Raw genomic sequence first — 17,497 nt, 5'->3', positions numbered from 1 at the left:
TTGATACGGCGGTAGCGGTGCGGACCACGCGCACCGCACCTTGCCGGTCGTTCGTCGCGAATCATCCGTCCCGAGGCAACCGATGACCGGCTGGCTGCGTCTTGTCAGGTGTCGATCCAGGACTACGTCGGTGAGGGGTGCCGGTGCGAAGGCGACTGCTGCTGCGTTCGTGCGTGCTCGTGTTGCTCGTCGGTGCGGGCGCCGCGTGCAGCGAGTCGGACCCGGAGGCCCAGACCCCCGGACTGGCGGCCCGGGGCACCACGATGACCACGGCGAAGCCGGCCCGGCAGAATCTCGACAACCGGGTCAGCCTGACCGGCAGAGTCACCATGAACCCGGTCTTCGGCGTGGTGGCACCGGTCGCCGGGCAGATCCGCTACCGCGACGTCGACCCGCCGCAGAGCACGCCGACCAGGGCGACGCGGGTGGCCAGCGTCTGGGCCAAGGGCAAGTCGCACCGGGTCGACGTCCCGGCCGGTGCCGTCTTCGCCGGTCGGCTGGTCGACGACCGTTCCAACGTCACCGCCGGGATGCCGGTGGTATCGGCGAAGCGGATCGGGTACGGGCTGGTCGCGGAGATCGACGGCGCTCAGGCGTACCAGATCTCGGACTCGCTGGCGACCGTGCAGGCCCAGATCAAGAACGGCCCCGGCCCGTTCGCCTGCAAGGTCCTCGGCACCATCGCCGCGCTGCCGGCCGGGACGATCCCGGATCCGCCGGCCCCGGAGCCGTCGACCGACCCGTCCGCCGGCCCGGGTGCGCGCCCGGTCGTACCGGTCGGCCCGCCACCGGACCCGGGGCGGCCGGTCGAACCCTCCGAGCCGACCGGCATGCGGCTGGTCTGCACGGCGCCGTCGAACGTCAAACTGATCAACGGTGCCACCGCCACCCTCCAGGTGGTGACGGCCCGGGCGAAGAACGCACTCGTGCTCCCGGTCGAGGCGGTCGCCGGAGGGCAGGGCAGCGGCAAGGTGGACGTGGTCGGCCCGGACGGCAACCGGGAGACCCGGGACGTGGTGCTCGGGCTCAGCGACGGCAAGGTCGTGCAGATCAAGTCCGGGCTGACCGGTGACGAGACGGTCGCCGTACCCGGACCCAACCTGCCACCGGCGAAACCGGCGCCGGGGCAGCCCGGCGGCCCGGCCGACCCGATGGGCGGGAAATGACGGCGCTGCTGGAACTGCACGGCATCACCAAGACGTTGAAGGGGCAGCGCACGCCCCGGACGATCCTCGACGGCGTCGACCTCACCGTCGCCGAGGGGGAGAGCGTGGCGATCCTCGGCCGGTCCGGCTCCGGCAAGAGCACCCTGCTCAGCCTGATCGGCCTCTTCGACCGTCCCGACGGCGGCCGCTATCTGCTCGGCGGCCGGGACATCACCCGGCTGCCCGAACGCCGGGCCGCCGCCCTGCGCAGCGCCGAGTTCGGCTTCGTCTTCCAGCGGTTCTTCCTGCTGGGGCACCTCACCGCCGCCCAGAACGTCGCGATGGCCCTGGTCAACGGGCAGGGCTGGCTCCCGCGCCGCAAGCGCCGGGCCCGCACCATGGCCGCGCTCGACCAGGTCGGCATCGCCCACCTGGCGAAGCACCGCCCGGCCCGGCTCTCCGGCGGTGAACAGCAGCGGGTGGCGGTGGCCCGGGCCCTGGTCCGGGAACCTCGCCTGTTGCTGGCCGACGAGCCGACCGGCGCGCTCGACACCGAGACCGGCAACCTGGTGATCGAGGTGATGCGCTCGGCCACCGAACGCGGCTGCGGGCTGATCCTGGTCACCCACGACCGGGACCACGCCGACAAGATGCGCCGGGTGCTGCGGCTCAACGACGGGGTGCTCGCACCGGCGACCGCCACTCCGGACCAGCCGGCGGGGAGCCCGGAGCCGGGCGCGACCGGAGCCACCCCTTCCGGGGCCGCGCACTCCGCAACACCAGCGCCGTTCGGGACCGCGTCGTTCGGGACCGTCCCGGCGCCGGAAGGGGCGGGCCGGTGATCCGGCTCTCCGGGCGGTTCCGCTCCGCGCTGATCATCGGCGTCCAGGGCATCCGGGCCCGCAAGTTGCGTACCTTCCTGTCGATGGTCAGCCTCTTCCTCGGCGTACTGGCCGTGGTGGTGGTGCAGGCCGGCGCCGAGACCCTCGAAGAGGCCCAACTGGCCAACCTCGCGCTACAGGTGGGCAAGGACGGCACCCGGCAGGCGTACCTTCCGGGCAGCCGGGAGACCGTCCGGGCCAGCTCCGAGACGCTGGCGAACCGGCCGGACGCGGTCGCGATCGTCACCCGGCAGGCGATCGTCGGCGAGCCCGGAGTCGCCCCGGTCAACCCCGGCGGAGCCCCGTTCGACCAGGCCGGTGGCTACGGCGGCCCGGGTGGTCCCATGTACTGCGACCAGTACGGCTGCCGCCCGACCTCGCCGGGCGGCGACGCGGGCACACCGGTGCCCGGTCAGGCGATCGAGTTGACCCTGACCACGTTGACCGGCGACATCCGCCAGTTCAAGCCCTTCCGGGAGGTTTCCGGGGAGTGGCTGGACTTCACCTCGGTGCCCTCCCTGGCACCCCGGCTGGTGCTCAACCTGGAGGCGGCGAAGGGCTTCAACCGGCACCAGGTGCCGGCCGAGATGCGCATCGACGGGACGACGGCCAACCCGACGCCCCGGATCATCGGCGTCGTCGACGACGGCAGCCCGCAGCCGGTCGCCTACTCCCGGGCCGACGAACTGGCGACCTGGATGGCTCCGGCGGCCGACCCGAGCGAGCTGGGTCCGGGCCTCCAGGTGATGTTGGCCCCGACTGCGGGCGAACTGGAGCGGCTGCTGGCGCTCCGGCTCGCCGCGGCCGGGATACCGGCGGACCAGATCCACTTCGAGACGATCGAGGCCCGCAAGCAGATCGCCCGGGACCTGGCGCTGATCCGCTGGATCTTCCTCGGCATGGCGAGCCTGGTCCTGTTGATCGGGGTGGCGGGAATCCTCAACGTCGGGCTGGCGACGGTCGGGGAGCGGGTCGAGGAGTTCGCGCTGCGCCGGGCGGTGGGCACCTCGCGGCTGCTGTTGGCCGGCATCGTCCTCGCCGAGACCCTGCTCACCGGCCTGCTGACCGCGGCCGCCGCCATCGGGGCGTCCGCGTTCGCCCTGAACGTCGCCGGCACCCTCTTCGCCGACCAGGCGCCGTTCCTGGCGGACACGGTGTTCCCGTGGCGTGCGGGAGTCGCCGGAGTCATCGCCGGCCTGCTGGCCGGACTGCTCGGCGGTCTCATCCCGGCCATCCGGGCCGCCCGCATCCCGATCGCGACCGTCATGCGCGCCTGACGGCGGCGCGGGGCCGCGTGCGGCCGGATGCCGCCATCCGGTACCCGGCTATACCCCGGGCAGACTGCTCCAACCCCGTACCCTCCGGCGCTCGCGGACGTTCCTCGGAGATCCATTCCGGTCCGGCCGCATGTCTCGCCGTCGGCCGGGAACCGCACACGCACCGGACGACCGGGCGGGACGACGCGGCAGCGAGGGTGGTGGGGGATGGGCGCGAAGAGGCGACCGGCGGACCAGGATCCGGGCGGCCAGCTCCGGCCGGCTGACCCCGACGGCGGTCAGGCGGCCCCGGACGGGCAGGACCGCGGTCCGCAGTCGGTCGAACCGTGGGGCACCACCGGCGGTACGGAGGACCGGGACGCGCCGTGGGGCGCGGCCGAGGACTCGCCGCTGGACGAGGGGAGCGAGGAGGCCGGCCTGCCACCGGCACGGCGTGCCGAACGGCGGGCCGACGCGCAGCCGCCCCAACCGTGGCCGCAGGGGGCGGGCAAGCACGGGTTCGGTTCGGTCGAGCCGACCCGTACCCCGGAAGCGGGACCGGGCGGCGCCCCGGCCGACCCCGGGCCGGGTCGCCGGTTCTTCCCCGACGACACCGCGCTCGACGACCTCCGCAACAACCCGTTGCAGGAGGAGACCGGCATGCACTCCGAGGGCGTCAGCCGGCACGAGTAGCGCGACCCCGGCCCGGCGGAGGGGCTCAGCGCGGCGGTCCGGGCTCGGTGAGGGTCAGGGCCTGACTGGGGCAGAGGTGGACGGCTTCGCGTACCCGGCGGATCGTCTCGTCGTCGTCGGCCGTGGCGCGCCGGACGATCACCGTGCCGTCGTCGTCGTTCTGGTCGAAGACGGCCGGTTCGGTGAGTACGCACTGGCCGGCGCCGACACAACGCTCCAGGTCGGCCGTTATCCGCATCGCGTCTCCTACCAGGTGACCGGGAGCGAGTGCAGGCCGTAGACGGTGGAGTCGTCCTTGAAGGAGAGCTCGTCGGCCGGCACCGCCAGCCTGAGGTCGGGGATGCGGGCGAAGAGGGTGTCGAAGACGATCTGGAGTTCGACCCTGGCGAGGTTCTGCCCCAGGCACTGGTGGGCGCCGAAGCCGAACGCGATGTGGTGGCGCGCGCCGCGGTCGATGTCGAAGGTGTCGCCGTCGGTGAACGCGGCCGGGTCCCGGTTCGCCGCGTTGGCGAGCGTGATGACGCCCTCGCCGGCCCGGATCAGTACCCCGCCGATCTCGACGTCCTCGACGGCGATCCGTGAGGTGACGTATTCGGCGATCGTGAAGTACCGGAGCAGTTCCTCGACGATCTGCGGTGTGACGGCCGGGTCCCGCTTCAGCGCGGCCAGCGCCTCCGGCCGCTCCAGCAGGGTCATCGTGCCGAGGGAGATCATGTTTCCGGTGGTCTCGTGCCCGGCGAGCAGCAGCAGGAAGCCGAGGCCCGCCAGATCCCTGTGATCGGCTCCCTTGCCGAGCTGCCGGCTGAGCAGGTCGTCACCGGGTGTCTTCGCCTTCTCCGCGATCAGCGTGGCCATGTACTCGCGGATCTCCTGGGCCGCGGCGAAGCGTTCCTGCGCCGGGGTCGACCGGTGCAGCAGGTTCGCCGAGCGGCTCTGGAAGAAGTCGTGGTCGGTGTAGGGCACGCCGAGCAGTTCGCAGATGACCAGCGACGGCACCGGCAGCGCCAGCGTCGGCACGAGGTCGGTCGGGCGTGGCCCGGCGAGGACGGCGTCGAGGCAGTCGTCGACGATCTCCTGGATGCGCGGGCGCATCGCGTTCATCCGCTTGATGGTGAACTCGCCGACGACGGCGCGACGGGCTTCACCGTGCTCCGGCGGGTCGAGCCCGATCAGCACCGGTCGTTCGTCGGCGGCGCGCGGCCGGCCGGGGGGCTGCAACGGATATCCGTCGCGCTGCCGGTCGGAGCTGAACCGTGGATCGGTGAGCATGGTGCGGATGTCTTCGAGCCGGCTCAGCGCCCACGCCGTCGAGCCGTCCGGCAGGGTCACCCGGGCCACCGGCTCCTGCTGTTGCAGCCGCAGGTGTTCGGCCGGTGGCGCGTACGGGCAGCTGCGCTTCAGGGGAAGTACCGGAGAAGCGGTCATCGTGTCCTCTCCCATCGCAAAGGATGCTCAAGCAGACGAACTTCCTCCGCCGCAGCGAGCGTACCGCGATCCGGGGGGCCACTGTCCATGGTGCTGATCCGACGCCGTGGCTCTCAGCCGGCCGGGTCCATGGTGACGACGATGTTGCCGTACTTGCCGCGGTCCAGGTGGCGGTGCGCCTGCCCGATCCGCGCCAACGGGTAGCGCTCCGCGATGACCGGCCGGAGCGCGCCGGCCTCGGCCAGCTCCCGCACCAGCAGCAGGTCGCGGGTCTTCTCCGCCGCCTTCCGCAGCCCGGTGAACGAGACGACCGCCTTCCGCCGGCCGAACGCGGCCGTCCACGGGGTCAGGAGCAGCAGGCTCGGCGACGGTACCGGGCTGAGGTAGCGTCCGGCCGGGTTGAGTATTCGGCGGCAGCGGCCGAACGTACTGGTGCCGGCCACGTCGAAGACGACGTCGTAGCTCTGGCCGGTGCGGGTGAAGTCCTCCCTGGTGTAGTCGAGCACGGTGTCGGCGCCGAGTTCGCGTACCAGGTCGAGGTGGGGTGTGCTGCACACCCCGGTGACCCGGGCGCCGAGGTGTCTGCCGAGTTGCACGGCGGTGCTCCCGACGCTCCCGGAGGCCCCGTTGACCAGGAGCGTCTGGCCGGGGCGAAGCCGGGCCCGGTCGCGCAGGAACGCCAGCGCGGTCCCGTCGATCAGCGCGACCGCCTCGGCGAAGTCGAGGTTGGCCGGCTTGGGTGCGATGGCGCCGTCCTGGCGGACGCGGACGTACTCGGCGTGCGCGCCGAAGTCCGGCCCGGTGACGCCGACGACCTCGTCGCCGACCCGCAGCCGCGTCACGCCGGCCCCGACCGCCGAGACCACACCGGCGAAGTCGGATCCGAGCACCGTCCACCTCGGACGGCGGAGCCCGAAGAAGAGTCGGGAGTAGCCCGGCGAGCCGCGCCGGGCGGTACCGTCGGTCACCCCGACCGTCGCGGCGTGGACCCGGACGACGACGTCCTGGTCGCCGGGAACGGGGGTCGGGACCTCCTCGACCCGGACCACGTCCGGCGGGCCGTACGTCCGGTACACGGCTGCTCTCATGGCTGCTCTCCTCCGGGGTCGGGGTACTGGAACACCTCGTCGAGCGGCACCGCGAAGACCCGGGCGATCTGGAACGCCATCTCCAGCGACGGCGAGTATCTGCCCTGCTCGATCGCGATGATCGTCTGGCGGGTCACGCCGATCCGCTCGGCGAGCTGGGCCTGCGTCATCTCGCCGGCGGCGAAGCGCAGGGCACGGATCGAGTTGGTGACCCTGGTGGGTTTGACCACGGCTAGATACCCCTGCGGTAGGCGCGGAGCTTGACCACCGACCCGACCACCGCGGAGGCGACGAAGCCGAGGTAGAGCACGTTCGCGATCCAGAAGTGCTCGGCCTCGAAGAGCGCGAGGCCGAGTGCCGCGAGCGCGGCGGTCATCAGCAGCCGCTGCCCGACGCGGTCACCGAGCCAGTGGATCTCCCTGTCCCGGACGTCGCCGGAGTGGCTGTCGCTGGGGCGGGCGATCTCGACCGCGATGCGGGCCACGATCGACGCGACGATCGAGACGCCGATCGCCAGCAGCAGGGTCGGCACGTATGTCACCGCGGCCACCGGCGTGCCGGCCAGCCGGCCCAGGACGACCGCGAGATAGCCGAGGTAGACGGTGACGCCGACCATCAGGGCCACCCAGGTGCCCTTTTCCTCGTACGACATGGTTGCCGCCTTCGAGAGGTAAAGAATTATTGACATGTCGAAGAGTAAAGAGCCGTAGACATCATGTCAAGTTTTCTGGACACGATGCGGCCCGGCATCCCAGTGACGTGGTGTTCCGGTGGCGGGGCGTTCGGGCCGGCAGCGGTGCGGATCGGCCCGGCTCGTCCGCAGCGCCGCCGGCCGCGCCTCAGTGCGGTAGCGGCCGGTTGGTGTAGACGGTGATGCCGTAACCGGTGCCGTGCCGGACCCAGCCCGCCGCGTCGTAGAAGGCGGTGGTGCCGGCGACCTGGGGAACGGTCAGCAGCCACGCCGGCCGGTCGTCCGTCAGCGCCGCCAGCAGGCGCCGGCCGAGTCCGGCCCGCCGGGCCGCCGGGCGTACGGCCAGCTCGGCGACCTCCAGCCAGCCGGAGAGCGTCTCGGTGGCCGGTCCGAGGAGCCGGCGTACCAGCCCGTAGGCGCGGTCGGCGGGGAACGGGGTCGGAGTGGTCAACCCGAGCGCGAAGGCCGGAACGGTCCCGTCCTCGGCATCGGGTCCGGCGAGCCCGGCGCCCTCGGCCAGGACGGCGACGAAGCCCGGCTGCCCGGCCCAGTCGGCCAGCAACTCGCCGAACCGGGCGACCCGCTCGGGGGAGTCGTTCCACGGCGGCGCGCAGAACACCGCCGCGTACGTCTCGACCAGCCGGTCGTGCAGCGCCAGCGCCTCCGGCCCGGTCAGCCGGCGCAGTACCGGTGGCAGGTCGGGGTGGACGAACCGGTCGGGTTCGGCGCTCCGGAGCGGATCCGTCGCGGCGTGGCGGTGGTCCCGGTCCGAGGCGTGCACGATCCGGCAGCCTACCCGCCGCCGGTGGCGCCCTCGGCCCCGCTGGCCGGCCGATCCTCCGCCCGACCCGGTGCGCGGGAGTGGTCCGGGCCGCTCCCGGCCGACGCCAGCCGGGCGTAGACGTCGCCGGACCGGCCCAGCGGGCGGAAGCGTTCGAGCAGGCTCACCAGGCCGGCGGCGTCCAGCCAGCGCTCGCTGGCGAACCGCATCGTCTCGACCGGCGAGTAGTTGTAGCGGTATCCGCCGACGGGCGCAGCCAGGTCGTCCACGATGTCCAGTGCGGCGATCGCGGCGTCGTGCGCCGACGGAAGGTACTCGAACGACAGCGCGGCCAGCGGTCGGCTGAGTCCGGCGAGGACGTTCGCCTCGAAACCCTCCACGTCGATCTTGCAGAACGCCGGTACGCCGTGCGCCTCGATGAGTTCGTCGAGGGTCGCCACCTCCACCTGCACCGCGCGGTCCCACCTCACCCGTGCGAAGCTGCGGTCCGTGGTCACCGAGCGGATCCAGTCGGCCGACATCGTCGACACCGTCGGGGTGGCCGTGGAGAGTGCCATCGTCGCCCGACCGGATCGAGCGCCGAGCGCCGCCGGGACGATGGTGACGCCGTGGTCCCGGCGGAACGCCCAGCGCAGCACGCGCAGGCAGTCCGGCTGCGGTTCGACGGCGACGACCCGGGCGCCCAGCCGCCGCCAGATCCGCACCCGGCCGCCGACGTGCGCGCCGATGTCGAAGCCGACATCTCCCGGGCGCAGGAACTGCCCGTAGAGTCGCGCGGCCCGGCGCTGGGTGGCCGGCCGGCAGTGGTAGAGCAGCAGGGACCGGGCGATACCTCTGGCCCGGATGAACATGTTTTCAACCTAGCAGCGGCAATTGTCGTCCCGCTTCCGTTCGGAGTTGCCGGTCAGCCCCGGTACGGGCGCTCCACGAAGGTGGAATCCGTACTCGGCTGGGGCGGTGATCGCGGGTTCGGTAGGGTGGGACCCGGTGTGCCGGGAAGTCTGGTCGGCGGTTCATTCGTCGACCCACCGGAGGCACTGTGATGGCCACCCCCGGCAGCCGTATGCCGAACCTCTTCGACCGGGGCAGTTGGCCCGAGGTTCGCCGCATCGGTGACATCCTGCGTGCCGAGACCGTCGGCGGCGTGTTGCTGCTGGTCGCCGCCGTACTCGCGCTGGCCTGGGCGAACTCGCCGTGGTCCGGGGCGTACCGGTCGCTCGGTGACCTCACGATCGGCCCCGCCGCCCTGCACCTGGACCTCTCCCTGGCGACCTGGGCGGCCGACGGCCTGCTGGCGATCTTCTTCTTCGTCGCCGGGCTGGAACTCAAACGCGAGTTCGTCGCGGGGGACCTTCGGGAACCCCGCCGGGCGGTGCTGCCGGTCGCGGCGGCCGTCGGCGGCATGGCGGTGCCGGCCCTGATCTACGTGGCGTTCAACCTGCGGACCGGGGACGGGGCGCTGGCCGGTTGGGCGATCCCGACCGCCACCGACATCGCGTTCGCGCTCGCCGTACTCAGCGTGATCAACACACATCTGCCTTCGGCGATGCGGACGTTCCTGCTGACCCTCGCGGTCGTCGACGACCTGCTGGCGATCATGATCATCGCGTTCTTCTACACCAGCGCGCTGCACCTCGGCTGGCTGCTGCTGGCGCTGGTCCCACTGGCGCTGTTCGGCCTGCTGGTCCAGCGGCGGGTGCGATCCTGGTGGCTGCTGCTCCCGCTGGCGGCGGTGACCTGGGCGCTGGTGCACGCCTCCGGGGTGCACGCCACGGTCGCCGGGGTGGCGCTCGCCTTCACCGTACCGGTATTGCGGCGCAAGCCCGGGCCCGGACCGGGGCTGGCCGAGCACTTCGAGCACCGGTTCCGGCCACTCTCCGCCGGGATCGCGGTGCCGGTCTTCGCGTTCTTCGCCGCCGGGGTCTCGGTGGTCGGCGCGGGCGGCCTGGGTGCGTCCCTCACCGACTCGGTCGCCGTCGGGGTGGTGGTCGGGCTGGTCGTGGGCAAGGCCGTCGGGGTCTTCGGCGCGACCTGGCTGGTGCAGCGGTTCACCCGGGCCAGGCTCGCCGAGGGGCTCAGCTGGTGGGACGTGTTCGGGCTGGCGCTGCTGGCCGGGATCGGCTTCACCGTGTCGTTGCTGATCGGCGAGCTGGCGTTCGGCGCCGGCAGCGAACGCGACGACCACACCAAGATCGGCGTACTCGTCGGCTCACTCCTCTCGGCGCTGCTGGCCGCGGTCGTACTCCGGGCCCGCAACCGGCACTACCAGCGCATCCGCACGGTGGAGGAGCACGACGCCGACGCCGACGGGGTGCCGGACGTCTACCAGGAGCGGGACCAGAGCGCCCGGGGATGATCCCGACACCCGCCCACCTGGCCGGGGCGTCCGACGTTCGACGCCGCAAGAGCCGCCCGAGGACACACTCGTGGTCGTCGAGGCGGAGCGTCCGCAGCGCCGACTACGGCGGCAGGTCCGGCGTGAGCGCCACGGCCAGCCGGTCGAGCCAGGGCGTCGGGTCGGTCCCGGCCGGCGGATGCCCGTCGGACAGGTCGGACCAGTCCACCGCCCAGCCCCGGACCGCCGCCGGTCGCAGCAGCTCCGGGTCGGGAATGCGGCGCAGCAGCGTACGGAGCAGCCGGGCCGGGAGGCGTACCCCGGGCAGCTCGGCGAGCAGCACCGCGTCGTAGAGGTCCTTTCCGGTGCAGTGCCCGTCGGTCGCCTGGTCGGTGCAGAGCCACTGGAGTTTCCAGGCGAGCGAGAGCTGCGGCGTCGCCGCCCACACCACCGTCGGCGGGTCGGTGCCGTCCTGCCGGGGCACCGCGAGCAGTCGGGGCGGCTCGGGCAGCCGCTCGTCGTACGCGAAATCGAGCTGGACCGTGCCGGCGAGCGCGTCGCCGGCCCGCCAGGGCACGACGAGCCGGCTTCCCCCGCCGCCCTCCCCGGCGCGGTAGTCCGAGTCGTACGAGTAGCCCCAGGTGCTGTCCTCGACGATCCCCGCCGGGTCGACCCGGAGGTCGCCGACGGCCGTGGGGTGGTGGCGCAGCAGCTCGACGACGTCCCGGTGCGGGCTCGGCAGCAGCGCGGTCTCGGCGGCCTCGACCCAGTGCAGCCCCTCCGGTGGCAGCCGCGCCGGCAGGCCGCCGGTGTCGAAGTCCTCGAACATCCAGGGCTCGTCCCGGGGCACCCCGTGCACCGCCTCCGGCCAGAGCCGGACCGGGTCGAGGCGGTCGACGTAGGGGTGCGGGTGCAGGTCGTCCAGCGGGACCGGCGCGCCGGGCCGCACCACCCAGTCGAGGTCGCCGGGCTCGCGCGCCCGGTCACCGACCCAGGACCGCATCGTCATGCTGCCGCGCAGCACCAGGGCGTCGCCGCAGGGTGCCGCCGCGACCAGCGCGAGTATGTGGTCGAGCACGGCGAGTCGGGCCGCCCGCTCGTCGGTCAGGCCCGGTCCGGCCCCCGCCTGGCTGTGCACGCCGGGCAGGCTACCGGCCCGGTACGACGGCCACCGCCCCCCGGCGCCCGGCATCGGCGTCCGCGCGGTTCCGCCCCGGAAGCGCCGGGCCGGAACCGGCGGCTGCGGGCCGGAACCGGTGGCTGCGCTCGGTCAGGCCGGTCGGCGGTCCGGCCGGTCGGCCAGGGCGCGGAGCCGGTCGTCGAGGGCGTCGAGATCCGGTACGAACCAGATGTGGTCGGCCCGGTTCGACTCCTGGACCAGGGCGCGCAGCGCGGAACTGGCCGCGAGGTGCCCGGAGATGTCGCCGACCACCACCAGCCGCAGCCGGTAGTTGACGAACTTCTGCATCACCTCACCGGCGAAGCGGGTGCCGAGGGTGAAGAAGCTCGGGTCGAGCCGGCTCGCCGGCACCGCCACCACCGTGGCACCGAGGAAGGCCGCGCCGATCAGGTCCAGCGCGTCCTGCTCGGTGCGGACCGGCGGGCCGGCCGGGTCGCAGACCAGCACCGACGCGCCGGCCCGGTCCTGGATCTCGTCAGGCATCCGGCACCTCCCCGCCGAGCAGGCCGTTGTCGCCGTGCAGCACGGCGTCGAGCAGCTGTAGCAGCTCGGCGGTGGCGGCGGCGTCGCCGAGTATCACGATCTTCATCCGGCCTCGTTCCCCGTCGTGCACGATCTGCACCCGCAGCGGATGCCCCGGAGTGTGGTTGGTGTTCGCCCCGGCCAGCAGGAGGGTGCCGAGCCGGTCGGCTCCGGACCGGTCGATGCCGTCGACCTGCACGATGCTCGACACCTCGACCGTGGCACGGCCGCCGGGTCGGGGCGGGCCGGCGCCGCCGGTCAGCGCGTCCAGGTCGGCCCGGGCGATCCGGTACTGCTTGCCGATCCGTACCGCCCTGAGCCGGCCGGAGCGGATGTAGCCGCGTACGGTCCGGACGTGCAGGCCGAGCCGGTCGGCCACCTGCTCGACCGAGTACATCTCCTCACTCATCAGCACCTAACCTACCCACGATAGGGAGTGATAGGGAAGTTTGTTGCCACCGTCACGCCGGTAGGTCGAGCCGGTCGAGGCGGCTCCAGATCGTCGGCACCCGGCTGGACCGCGCGCGGCGGCGGGCGGGAGAGATGTCGATCGCGGCCGATACCTGCCGGCAACCGGCGGGCAAAACGCGGGAAACCGACGGCCCTTACGTTTCGATGCGACTCATCCAGTGAGGCGCGCCTAGGGTTCCGTCGCCCCTGCCAGGGGCGGGACTGGTCCGAGAGGCGCAGGCGAGGCCGGCGGCGCGGTCGGCGTCGTTCCACGGCGGGACAAAAGCCCGGGAGACAGCCACCACCCGGCTGTTCCCGGCCGGGCGACCCTCCCCGGAGGTGCCCATGGGTTTCGCACACGACCACCCCGGTCGGCCGCAGCACCAGCACGCCCACCCCGGCGGGAACACCGCCGACGAGCCCGACCCGCTGTCGCGCGACAACTACGGCCCCGAGGCCCGCTACGCGGTGCGGCGCGAGGCGGAGCTGCCGACCACCCGCTGGGAGGCCGAGGTCGAGCGCGGCCTGCGGCTCGGGCTGCCCGGTGCCGACTCCATAGTGGACCGGCGGATTCCGACCTTCTCCCGGGGCGAACTGCCGCACTTCGCCGGCATCAACACGTTCCTCAAAGCGCCCTACGTCGAGGACGTCACCACCTGCGGCGAGTACGACGTGGCCGTGCTCGGCGCCCCGTTCGACGGCGGTACGACGTACCGGTCGGGGACCCGGTTCGGCCCGCAGGGCATCCGGAAGATCTCCGCGCTCTACGGGCCGTACAGCTTCGAACTCGGCGTCGACCTGCGGGAGTCGATCACGATCGCCGACCTCGGTGACGTCTTCACCATCCCGGGCAACATCGAGAAGACCTTCGACCAGATCTCCAAGGCGGTCAGCCACGTCTACGCCTCGGGCGCCTTCCCGGTGGTGCTCGGCGGCGACCACTCGATCGGCTACCCCACCGTACGCGGCGTCGCCGAGCATCTGGCCGGCAACCTGGGCATCATCCACTTCGACCGGCACGTCGACACCCAGGAGACCGATCTCGACGAGCGGATGCACACCACGCCGTGGTTCCACGCCACCGACATTCCGAACGTGCCGCCGAAGAACCTGGTGCAGATCGGCATCGGCGGTTGGCAGGCGCCCCGGCCCGGGGTGCGGGTCGGCCGGGAGCGCGGCACCACCATCATGACCGTCACCGACTGCGTCGAGATGGGCATCGAGGCCGCCGCCGAGCGGGCCCTCGAGGTCGCCTGGGACGGTGCGGAGGCGGTCTGGCTCTCCTTCGACGTCGACTGCCTCGACGCCGCGTTCGTCCCGGGCACCGGCTGGCCAGAGCCGGGCGGCTTCCTCCCGCGCGAGGTGCTCAAGTTCATCCAACTCGTCGCCGAACGGCCGCTCGCCGGCATCGAGGTGGTCGAGTGCTCCCCGCCGTACGACAACGCGGAGATCACCTCGCTGATCGCCACCCGGGTCATCTGCGACACCCTCGGCTGCCTGGTGCGCGCCGGTCACCTCCCCGGGAGGAAAGCATGAGACGACGACGGCTGACCCGACTGTTGGCGGTGGCGGCCTGCGCGACCCTGCTCGGTACCGCCGGCTGCGGCGACGGCGGGGACTCCGGCGGCGCCGGGTCGACCACGGTACGCCTCGGTTTCAGCGCCTGGCCGGGCTGGTTTCCCTGGCAGGTCGCGCAGGAGAAGGGGCTGTTCGAGGCGAACGGCGTCGACGTCGAACTGACCTGGTTCGACAGCTACACCGACAGCCTCCAGGCGCTGAGCACCGGCAACCTCGACGCCAACAGCCAGACCCTGAACGACACCCTCACCTCGGTCAGCGGTGGGGCGGAGCAGACCATCGTGCTGGTCAACGACAACTCGACCGGCAACGACCAGGTCATCGCGGCGCCCGGCATCGCCGACGTCGCCGGGCTGCGCGGCCGGAAGGTCGCGGTGGAGCAGGGCACCGTCGACCACTACCTGCTACTGCTCGCCCTGGAGAGGGCGGGGCTCTCCGAGCGGGACATCGTGCTGACCCCGCTGCTGACCGACGCCGCGGCGGCGGCCTTCGTGGCCGGGCAGGTCGACGCGGTCGGGGCGTTCGCGCCGTTCACCACCACCGCGCTGGGCCGGGCGGGCAGCCGGGCCGTCGCCACCTCGAAGGACTTCCCGGGGGCGATCCCGGACCACCTCGCCTTCGACAGCGGCTATCTCCGCAAACATCCGGAGCAGGTGCAGAAGGTGGTGCAGACCTGGTTCGACACCCTGGACTGGATCGCGGCCAACGAGGCCGAGGCGGTCGCCATCATGGCCCGTCGGGGCGGGGTGAGCGAGGCCGACTACCGGACGTACGACGCCGGGACCACGATCTTCGACCGGGAACGGAACATCGCCGCGTTCAGCCCCGGCGGCGACGCGACCCACCTGGACTTTCAGGCCGACCGGATCGCCGACTTCCTGGTCCGTACCGGGCTGGCTCCGGGCAAGCCGTCGCTGGACGGGTTGCTGGAGCCGAAGTTCGTGCACGCGGTGACCTGATGGAGCGCCTGATCAGCTCCGACGCTCCGGAGCGGACGACTCCGCGCCCGCCGACCGCCCGGCAACTCTTCGGCTCGCTGCCCCGACGCCGCCCGGCCCGGCCGCCGGGCAGCGTACTGGCGTTGCGCGCACCGCTGCGCGGCCGGACCCGTACCCTGCTGGTGCTCGCCTCCGTCGCGCTGCCGCTGCTGACCTGGCTGCTGCTCGGCGCGACCGGGGCGGTCGAGCCCCGGTTCCTGCCGCCGCCGGGTGCGGTCTGGGCGGCCGGGATCGAGATGGCGGCCAGCGGGGAACTCTTCACCGACGCCTGGGCCACCGTCCGCCGGATCCTCTACGGGTACGGGCTCGGCGTCGCCGTGGCGGTGCCGCTCGGGGTGGCGATGGGCAGCTTCGCGGCCGCCCGCTCCGCCCTGGAGCCGGCGAGCGGGCTGCTGCGCTATCTGCCGGCGGCCGCGTTCACGCCGCTGCTGCTGATCTGGCTCGGCATCGGCGAGGCACCGAAGATCGCGTTGATCTTCATCGGCACCGTCTTCTTCAACATGCTGATGGTGGCCGACGCGGTCCGGCAGGTGCCGATCGAGCTGGTCAACGTCTCGTACACGCTCGGTGCCCGGGGCGGTGAGGTGCTGCGCAAGGTGATCCTGCCGTACGCGCTGCCGGGGATCGTCGACGCGGTACGGGTCAACTTCGCCGCCGCGTGGGGGCTGGTGGTCGTCGCCGAGCTGGTGAACAGCCAGGAGGGGCTGGGCAAGCGGATCCTGCTCGCCCAGCGGTTCACCCAGACGGACAAGATCTTCGCCATCCTGGTGGTGATCGGGCTGATCGGGGTGACCGCCGACGTCGTACTCCGAATGGTGCGCGACCGGCTCGGGCGGTGGGTGCCGTGACCACCGGACTGCTCGAACTCGTCGGCGTCAACCGGGTGTTCCGGCGGCACGGCCGGGACGTGCCCGCGCTGGCCGACGTCGACCTGCGGATCGCCCGTACGTCGTTCGTCTGCGTCGTCGGCGCCAGCGGCTCCGGCAAGTCCACCCTGCTCGCCCTGGTCGCCGGCCTCGACCGCCCGTCGGCGGGGGAGATCCTGCTCGACGGCAACCCGGTGCTCGGGCCCGGCCCGGACCGGGGCCTGGTGTCGCAGGGCGGTGCGGTCTATCCGTGGCGGACGGTCGAGCGCAACGTCGCCTTCGGTCTTGAACTGCTCCGGATCGACCGGGCGGAGCGGGCCCGCCGGGTCGCCTGGTATCTGGCGGAGACCGGGCTGACCGGACTCCGCTCGGCGCTGCCGAAGCAGCTCTCCGGCGGGCAGCGGCAGCGGGTCGCGATCGCCCGGGCGCTCGCCTGCGAGCCCGACGTGCTGCTGCTCGACGAGCCGTTCGGCGCACTGGACGTGCAGACCAAGGAGGACATGCAGCTCTTCATCCGGCGGGTGTGGCGGGACACCGGCACCACGGTGCTGATGGTCACGCACGACGTGGAGGAGGCGGTCTTCCTCGGCCAGCGGGTGGTGGTGCTGGCCAGCGATCCGGGTCGGGTCGCCGCCGACCTCACCCTGGAGCTGCCGGACGATCGGGATCTCGACCTGAAGCGGACACCGGAGTTCCTGACGCTGCGGGCCCGGGTCGAGGACCTGGTCCGGAGCTTCCACCACGCCACCTGAGGGCACGCGGCGGCCAGGTATCGCCTCCTCGACGTGAGGTTTGTCCGATCTGCCGGCCGGGCAGTCCTGACGGAGCGACCGGATCACGACGGGGGATGCCATGCGCCGTTCTCGACGAGCCCTTCCCGCCGCGGTGGCGGCGCTCGCCCTGCTGGTCGGCTGCTCGGCCGACGGCGACAGCGACGGCGACGGCAGCGCGGGGACGAGCCCGGGCGGCGGTCCGGTGACGGCGTCGACCGGGCCGGCCACGAGCGCGCCGAGCCGGCCGGCCGGCTCGCCGTCGCCGAGCGCCGGGCAGGTGATCGCCTCGTCGGCACTGCTCCAACCCGAGGATCTCGGCGGGGCGCGGCTCGAACCGCTACCGGAGGGCGACAACGCACACCTGCGGCCGGCGCGGCCGTGCGCCGAACCGTACCCGAGCGACGCGACCCGGAGCGCGGCCGTGGCCATGCGGGCGTACGTCAGCCCCGGCCAGAACGAGACACCCCGGGTGGTGTTGCAGTACGTGGGGTTGCACCCGGGGCACGGCGGAGCGGCCTTCGCGGAGATCACGGCGGCGGTACGGCGGTGTCCGGGCGGCCTGGGCGCGGGGCAGCACCGGTGGGAGGTCGCCGAGACCGGGGTGGCCGGCGACGAGTCGATGCTCCTGCGGGTCTCCGCCCGGTTCAGCTATGGCGACGAGGATGTCGTGTCCACCACCCCGGCCGTGCTGGCCCGGGTCGGCGACCATGTCACGGTCGTCGCCGACCTCGGCTGGGAGAGCGCCAGCGGCGCCGAGCCCTACGTCCGGGACCTGGCGGCGAAGGCCGTCGAACGCCTCCGCGCGGCCGGGTGACCTCCTGCCCGGCTTCGGCTG

The 17,497-nt window shown here is 72.8% G+C and carries 20 protein-coding genes and 1 riboswitch; of the genes, 10 read left to right on the top strand and 10 right to left on the bottom strand.

Annotation, left to right across the window (positions count from 1 at the left end):
* Positions 1 to 143 precede the first annotated feature (143 nt).
* The 4 genes from C6361_RS07965 (at position 144) to C6361_RS07950 (ending at position 3,975) form a co-directional block, all read left to right on the top strand.
* Positions 144 to 1,166 (top strand): HlyD family secretion protein, encoded by a 1,023-nt coding sequence (locus C6361_RS07965; protein WP_107270812.1) that lies wholly within the window; start codon positions 144 to 146, stop codon positions 1,164 to 1,166.
* Positions 1,163 to 1,987: an ABC transporter ATP-binding protein gene (locus tag C6361_RS07960; RefSeq protein ID WP_107267309.1), complete on the top strand. Its 825-nt coding sequence runs from the start codon at positions 1,163 to 1,165 to the stop codon at positions 1,985 to 1,987. Before C6361_RS07965 ends, C6361_RS07960 begins: the two co-directional genes overlap by 4 nt.
* Positions 1,984 to 3,303 (top strand): ABC transporter permease, encoded by a 1,320-nt coding sequence (locus tag C6361_RS07955; protein ID WP_107267308.1) that lies wholly within the window; start codon positions 1,984 to 1,986, stop codon positions 3,301 to 3,303. The genes C6361_RS07960 and C6361_RS07955 overlap by 4 nt, the downstream gene beginning before the upstream one ends.
* A gap of 207 nt (positions 3,304 to 3,510) precedes the next feature.
* Positions 3,511 to 3,975 (top strand): hypothetical protein, encoded by a 465-nt coding sequence (locus C6361_RS07950; RefSeq protein ID WP_234359394.1) that lies wholly within the window; start codon positions 3,511 to 3,513, stop codon positions 3,973 to 3,975.
* 25 nt (positions 3,976 to 4,000) lie between these two features.
* Here the strand turns inward: C6361_RS07950 and C6361_RS07945 are convergent, their stop codons facing one another.
* The 7 genes from C6361_RS07945 to C6361_RS07915 form a co-directional block, all read right to left on the bottom strand.
* On the bottom strand, positions 4,001 to 4,213 hold the full coding sequence (locus C6361_RS07945; protein WP_107267307.1) for a ferredoxin: 213 nt from the start codon (positions 4,211 to 4,213) through the stop codon (positions 4,001 to 4,003).
* A gap of 8 nt (positions 4,214 to 4,221) precedes the next feature.
* Entirely contained in the window at positions 4,222 to 5,400 is a 1,179-nt protein-coding gene (locus tag C6361_RS07940; RefSeq protein ID WP_107270811.1) for a cytochrome P450, read from the bottom strand.
* 113 nt (positions 5,401 to 5,513) lie between these two features.
* Positions 5,514 to 6,488 carry an NAD(P)-dependent alcohol dehydrogenase gene (locus C6361_RS07935; protein WP_107267306.1) on the bottom strand — a complete coding sequence of 325 codons (975 nt, stop codon included), beginning with the start codon at positions 6,486 to 6,488 and terminating at the stop codon, positions 5,514 to 5,516.
* Positions 6,485 to 6,718, bottom strand: a complete 234-nt coding sequence (locus tag C6361_RS07930) for a helix-turn-helix transcriptional regulator (RefSeq protein WP_101365586.1) — start codon at positions 6,716 to 6,718, stop codon at positions 6,485 to 6,487. The genes C6361_RS07935 and C6361_RS07930 overlap by 4 nt, the downstream gene beginning before the upstream one ends.
* Before the next feature lie 2 nt (positions 6,719 to 6,720).
* The gene (locus tag C6361_RS07925) at positions 6,721 to 7,176 is read right to left on the bottom strand and encodes a hypothetical protein (RefSeq protein ID WP_234359393.1); all 456 of its coding nucleotides are present in this window, start codon (positions 7,174 to 7,176) and stop codon (positions 6,721 to 6,723) included.
* Between the two features lie 151 nt (positions 7,177 to 7,327).
* The gene (locus C6361_RS37550) at positions 7,328 to 7,960 is read right to left on the bottom strand and encodes a GNAT family N-acetyltransferase (RefSeq protein ID WP_199853292.1); all 633 of its coding nucleotides are present in this window, start codon (positions 7,958 to 7,960) and stop codon (positions 7,328 to 7,330) included.
* 11 nt (positions 7,961 to 7,971) lie between these two features.
* Positions 7,972 to 8,811, bottom strand: a complete 840-nt coding sequence (locus C6361_RS07915; RefSeq protein WP_107267305.1) for an FkbM family methyltransferase — start codon at positions 8,809 to 8,811, stop codon at positions 7,972 to 7,974.
* 191 nt (positions 8,812 to 9,002) lie between these two features.
* Here C6361_RS07915 and nhaA point away from each other — a divergent pair, with 191 nt between their 5' ends.
* The gene (gene nhaA / locus C6361_RS07910; protein WP_107267304.1) at positions 9,003 to 10,316 is read left to right on the top strand and encodes a Na+/H+ antiporter NhaA; all 1,314 of its coding nucleotides are present in this window, start codon (positions 9,003 to 9,005) and stop codon (positions 10,314 to 10,316) included.
* 103 nt (positions 10,317 to 10,419) lie between these two features.
* Here nhaA and C6361_RS07905 read toward each other — a convergent pair whose 3' ends face one another.
* The 3 genes from C6361_RS07905 to C6361_RS07895 all read right to left on the bottom strand — a co-directional run bounded on the left by C6361_RS07905 (position 10,420) and on the right by C6361_RS07895 (position 12,406).
* Positions 10,420 to 11,433, bottom strand: coding sequence for a nucleotidyl transferase AbiEii/AbiGii toxin family protein (locus C6361_RS07905; RefSeq protein ID WP_199853291.1), 1,014 nt, complete (start codon positions 11,431 to 11,433; stop codon positions 10,420 to 10,422).
* 132 nt (positions 11,434 to 11,565) lie between these two features.
* On the bottom strand, positions 11,566 to 11,958 hold the full coding sequence (locus C6361_RS07900; protein WP_107267303.1) for a DUF4180 domain-containing protein: 393 nt from the start codon (positions 11,956 to 11,958) through the stop codon (positions 11,566 to 11,568).
* The gene (locus tag C6361_RS07895; protein ID WP_234359392.1) at positions 11,951 to 12,406 is read right to left on the bottom strand and encodes a helix-turn-helix domain-containing protein; all 456 of its coding nucleotides are present in this window, start codon (positions 12,404 to 12,406) and stop codon (positions 11,951 to 11,953) included. The genes C6361_RS07900 and C6361_RS07895 overlap by 8 nt, the downstream gene beginning before the upstream one ends.
* A 220-nt stretch (positions 12,407 to 12,626) precedes the next feature.
* Positions 12,627 to 12,743, top strand: a riboswitch (guanidine-I (ykkC/yxkD leader).
* A gap of 49 nt (positions 12,744 to 12,792) precedes the next feature.
* Here C6361_RS07895 and C6361_RS07890 point away from each other — a divergent pair.
* From C6361_RS07890 to C6361_RS07870, 5 genes are all read left to right on the top strand, one after another.
* Positions 12,793 to 13,983, top strand: coding sequence for an agmatinase family protein (locus C6361_RS07890; protein WP_107267302.1), 1,191 nt, complete (start codon positions 12,793 to 12,795; stop codon positions 13,981 to 13,983).
* A complete protein-coding gene (locus tag C6361_RS07885) occupies positions 13,980 to 14,984 on the top strand; it encodes an ABC transporter substrate-binding protein (RefSeq protein WP_107267301.1) in 1,005 nt (334 codons plus the stop codon). The genes C6361_RS07890 and C6361_RS07885 overlap by 4 nt, the downstream gene beginning before the upstream one ends.
* The gene (locus C6361_RS07880) at positions 14,984 to 15,871 is read left to right on the top strand and encodes an ABC transporter permease (RefSeq protein WP_107267300.1); all 888 of its coding nucleotides are present in this window, start codon (positions 14,984 to 14,986) and stop codon (positions 15,869 to 15,871) included. The genes C6361_RS07885 and C6361_RS07880 overlap by 1 nt, the downstream gene beginning before the upstream one ends.
* The gene (locus C6361_RS07875) at positions 15,868 to 16,641 is read left to right on the top strand and encodes an ABC transporter ATP-binding protein (protein ID WP_199853290.1); all 774 of its coding nucleotides are present in this window, start codon (positions 15,868 to 15,870) and stop codon (positions 16,639 to 16,641) included. The genes C6361_RS07880 and C6361_RS07875 overlap by 4 nt, the downstream gene beginning before the upstream one ends.
* A gap of 100 nt (positions 16,642 to 16,741) precedes the next feature.
* The gene (locus C6361_RS07870; protein ID WP_159079234.1) at positions 16,742 to 17,476 is read left to right on the top strand and encodes a hypothetical protein; all 735 of its coding nucleotides are present in this window, start codon (positions 16,742 to 16,744) and stop codon (positions 17,474 to 17,476) included.
* The last annotated feature ends 21 nt before the right edge of the window (positions 17,477 to 17,497 follow it).

Origin of the sequence: Plantactinospora sp. BC1 (assembly GCF_003030345.1) — a bacterium.
In the GTDB taxonomy this organism is placed as follows: domain Bacteria; phylum Actinomycetota; class Actinomycetes; order Mycobacteriales; family Micromonosporaceae; genus Plantactinospora.
The sequence above is the reverse complement of the archived record's forward strand: the minus strand, read 5'-3'. Positions and strand labels throughout refer to the sequence as shown.

Excerpts from the sequence above, each read along its gene's own strand:
- C6361_RS07960 (WP_107267309.1), top strand. The coding sequence starts at position 1,163 with ATGACGGCGCTGCTGGAACTGCACGGCATCACCAAGACGTTGAAGGGG.
- C6361_RS07950 (WP_234359394.1), top strand. The coding sequence starts at position 3,511 with ATGGGCGCGAAGAGGCGACCGGCGGACCAGGATCCGGGCGGCCAGCTC.
- C6361_RS07945 (WP_107267307.1), bottom strand. The coding sequence starts at position 4,213 with ATGCGGATAACGGCCGACCTGGAGCGTTGTGTCGGCGCCGGCCAGTGC.
- C6361_RS07940 (WP_107270811.1), bottom strand. The coding sequence starts at position 5,400 with ATGACCGCTTCTCCGGTACTTCCCCTGAAGCGCAGCTGCCCGTACGCG.
- C6361_RS07935 (WP_107267306.1), bottom strand. The coding sequence starts at position 6,488 with ATGAGAGCAGCCGTGTACCGGACGTACGGCCCGCCGGACGTGGTCCGG.
- C6361_RS07925 (WP_234359393.1), bottom strand. The coding sequence starts at position 7,176 with ATGTCAATAATTCTTTACCTCTCGAAGGCGGCAACCATGTCGTACGAG.
- C6361_RS07915 (WP_107267305.1), bottom strand. The coding sequence starts at position 8,811 with ATGTTCATCCGGGCCAGAGGTATCGCCCGGTCCCTGCTGCTCTACCAC.
- nhaA (WP_107267304.1), top strand. The coding sequence starts at position 9,003 with ATGGCCACCCCCGGCAGCCGTATGCCGAACCTCTTCGACCGGGGCAGT.
- C6361_RS07900 (WP_107267303.1), bottom strand. The coding sequence starts at position 11,958 with ATGCCTGACGAGATCCAGGACCGGGCCGGCGCGTCGGTGCTGGTCTGC.
- C6361_RS07895 (WP_234359392.1), bottom strand. The coding sequence starts at position 12,406 with ATGAGTGAGGAGATGTACTCGGTCGAGCAGGTGGCCGACCGGCTCGGC.
- C6361_RS07890 (WP_107267302.1), top strand. The coding sequence starts at position 12,793 with ATGGGTTTCGCACACGACCACCCCGGTCGGCCGCAGCACCAGCACGCC.
- C6361_RS07885 (WP_107267301.1), top strand. The coding sequence starts at position 13,980 with ATGAGACGACGACGGCTGACCCGACTGTTGGCGGTGGCGGCCTGCGCG.
- C6361_RS07880 (WP_107267300.1), top strand. The coding sequence starts at position 14,984 with ATGGAGCGCCTGATCAGCTCCGACGCTCCGGAGCGGACGACTCCGCGC.
- C6361_RS07870 (WP_159079234.1), top strand. The coding sequence starts at position 16,742 with ATGCGCCGTTCTCGACGAGCCCTTCCCGCCGCGGTGGCGGCGCTCGCC.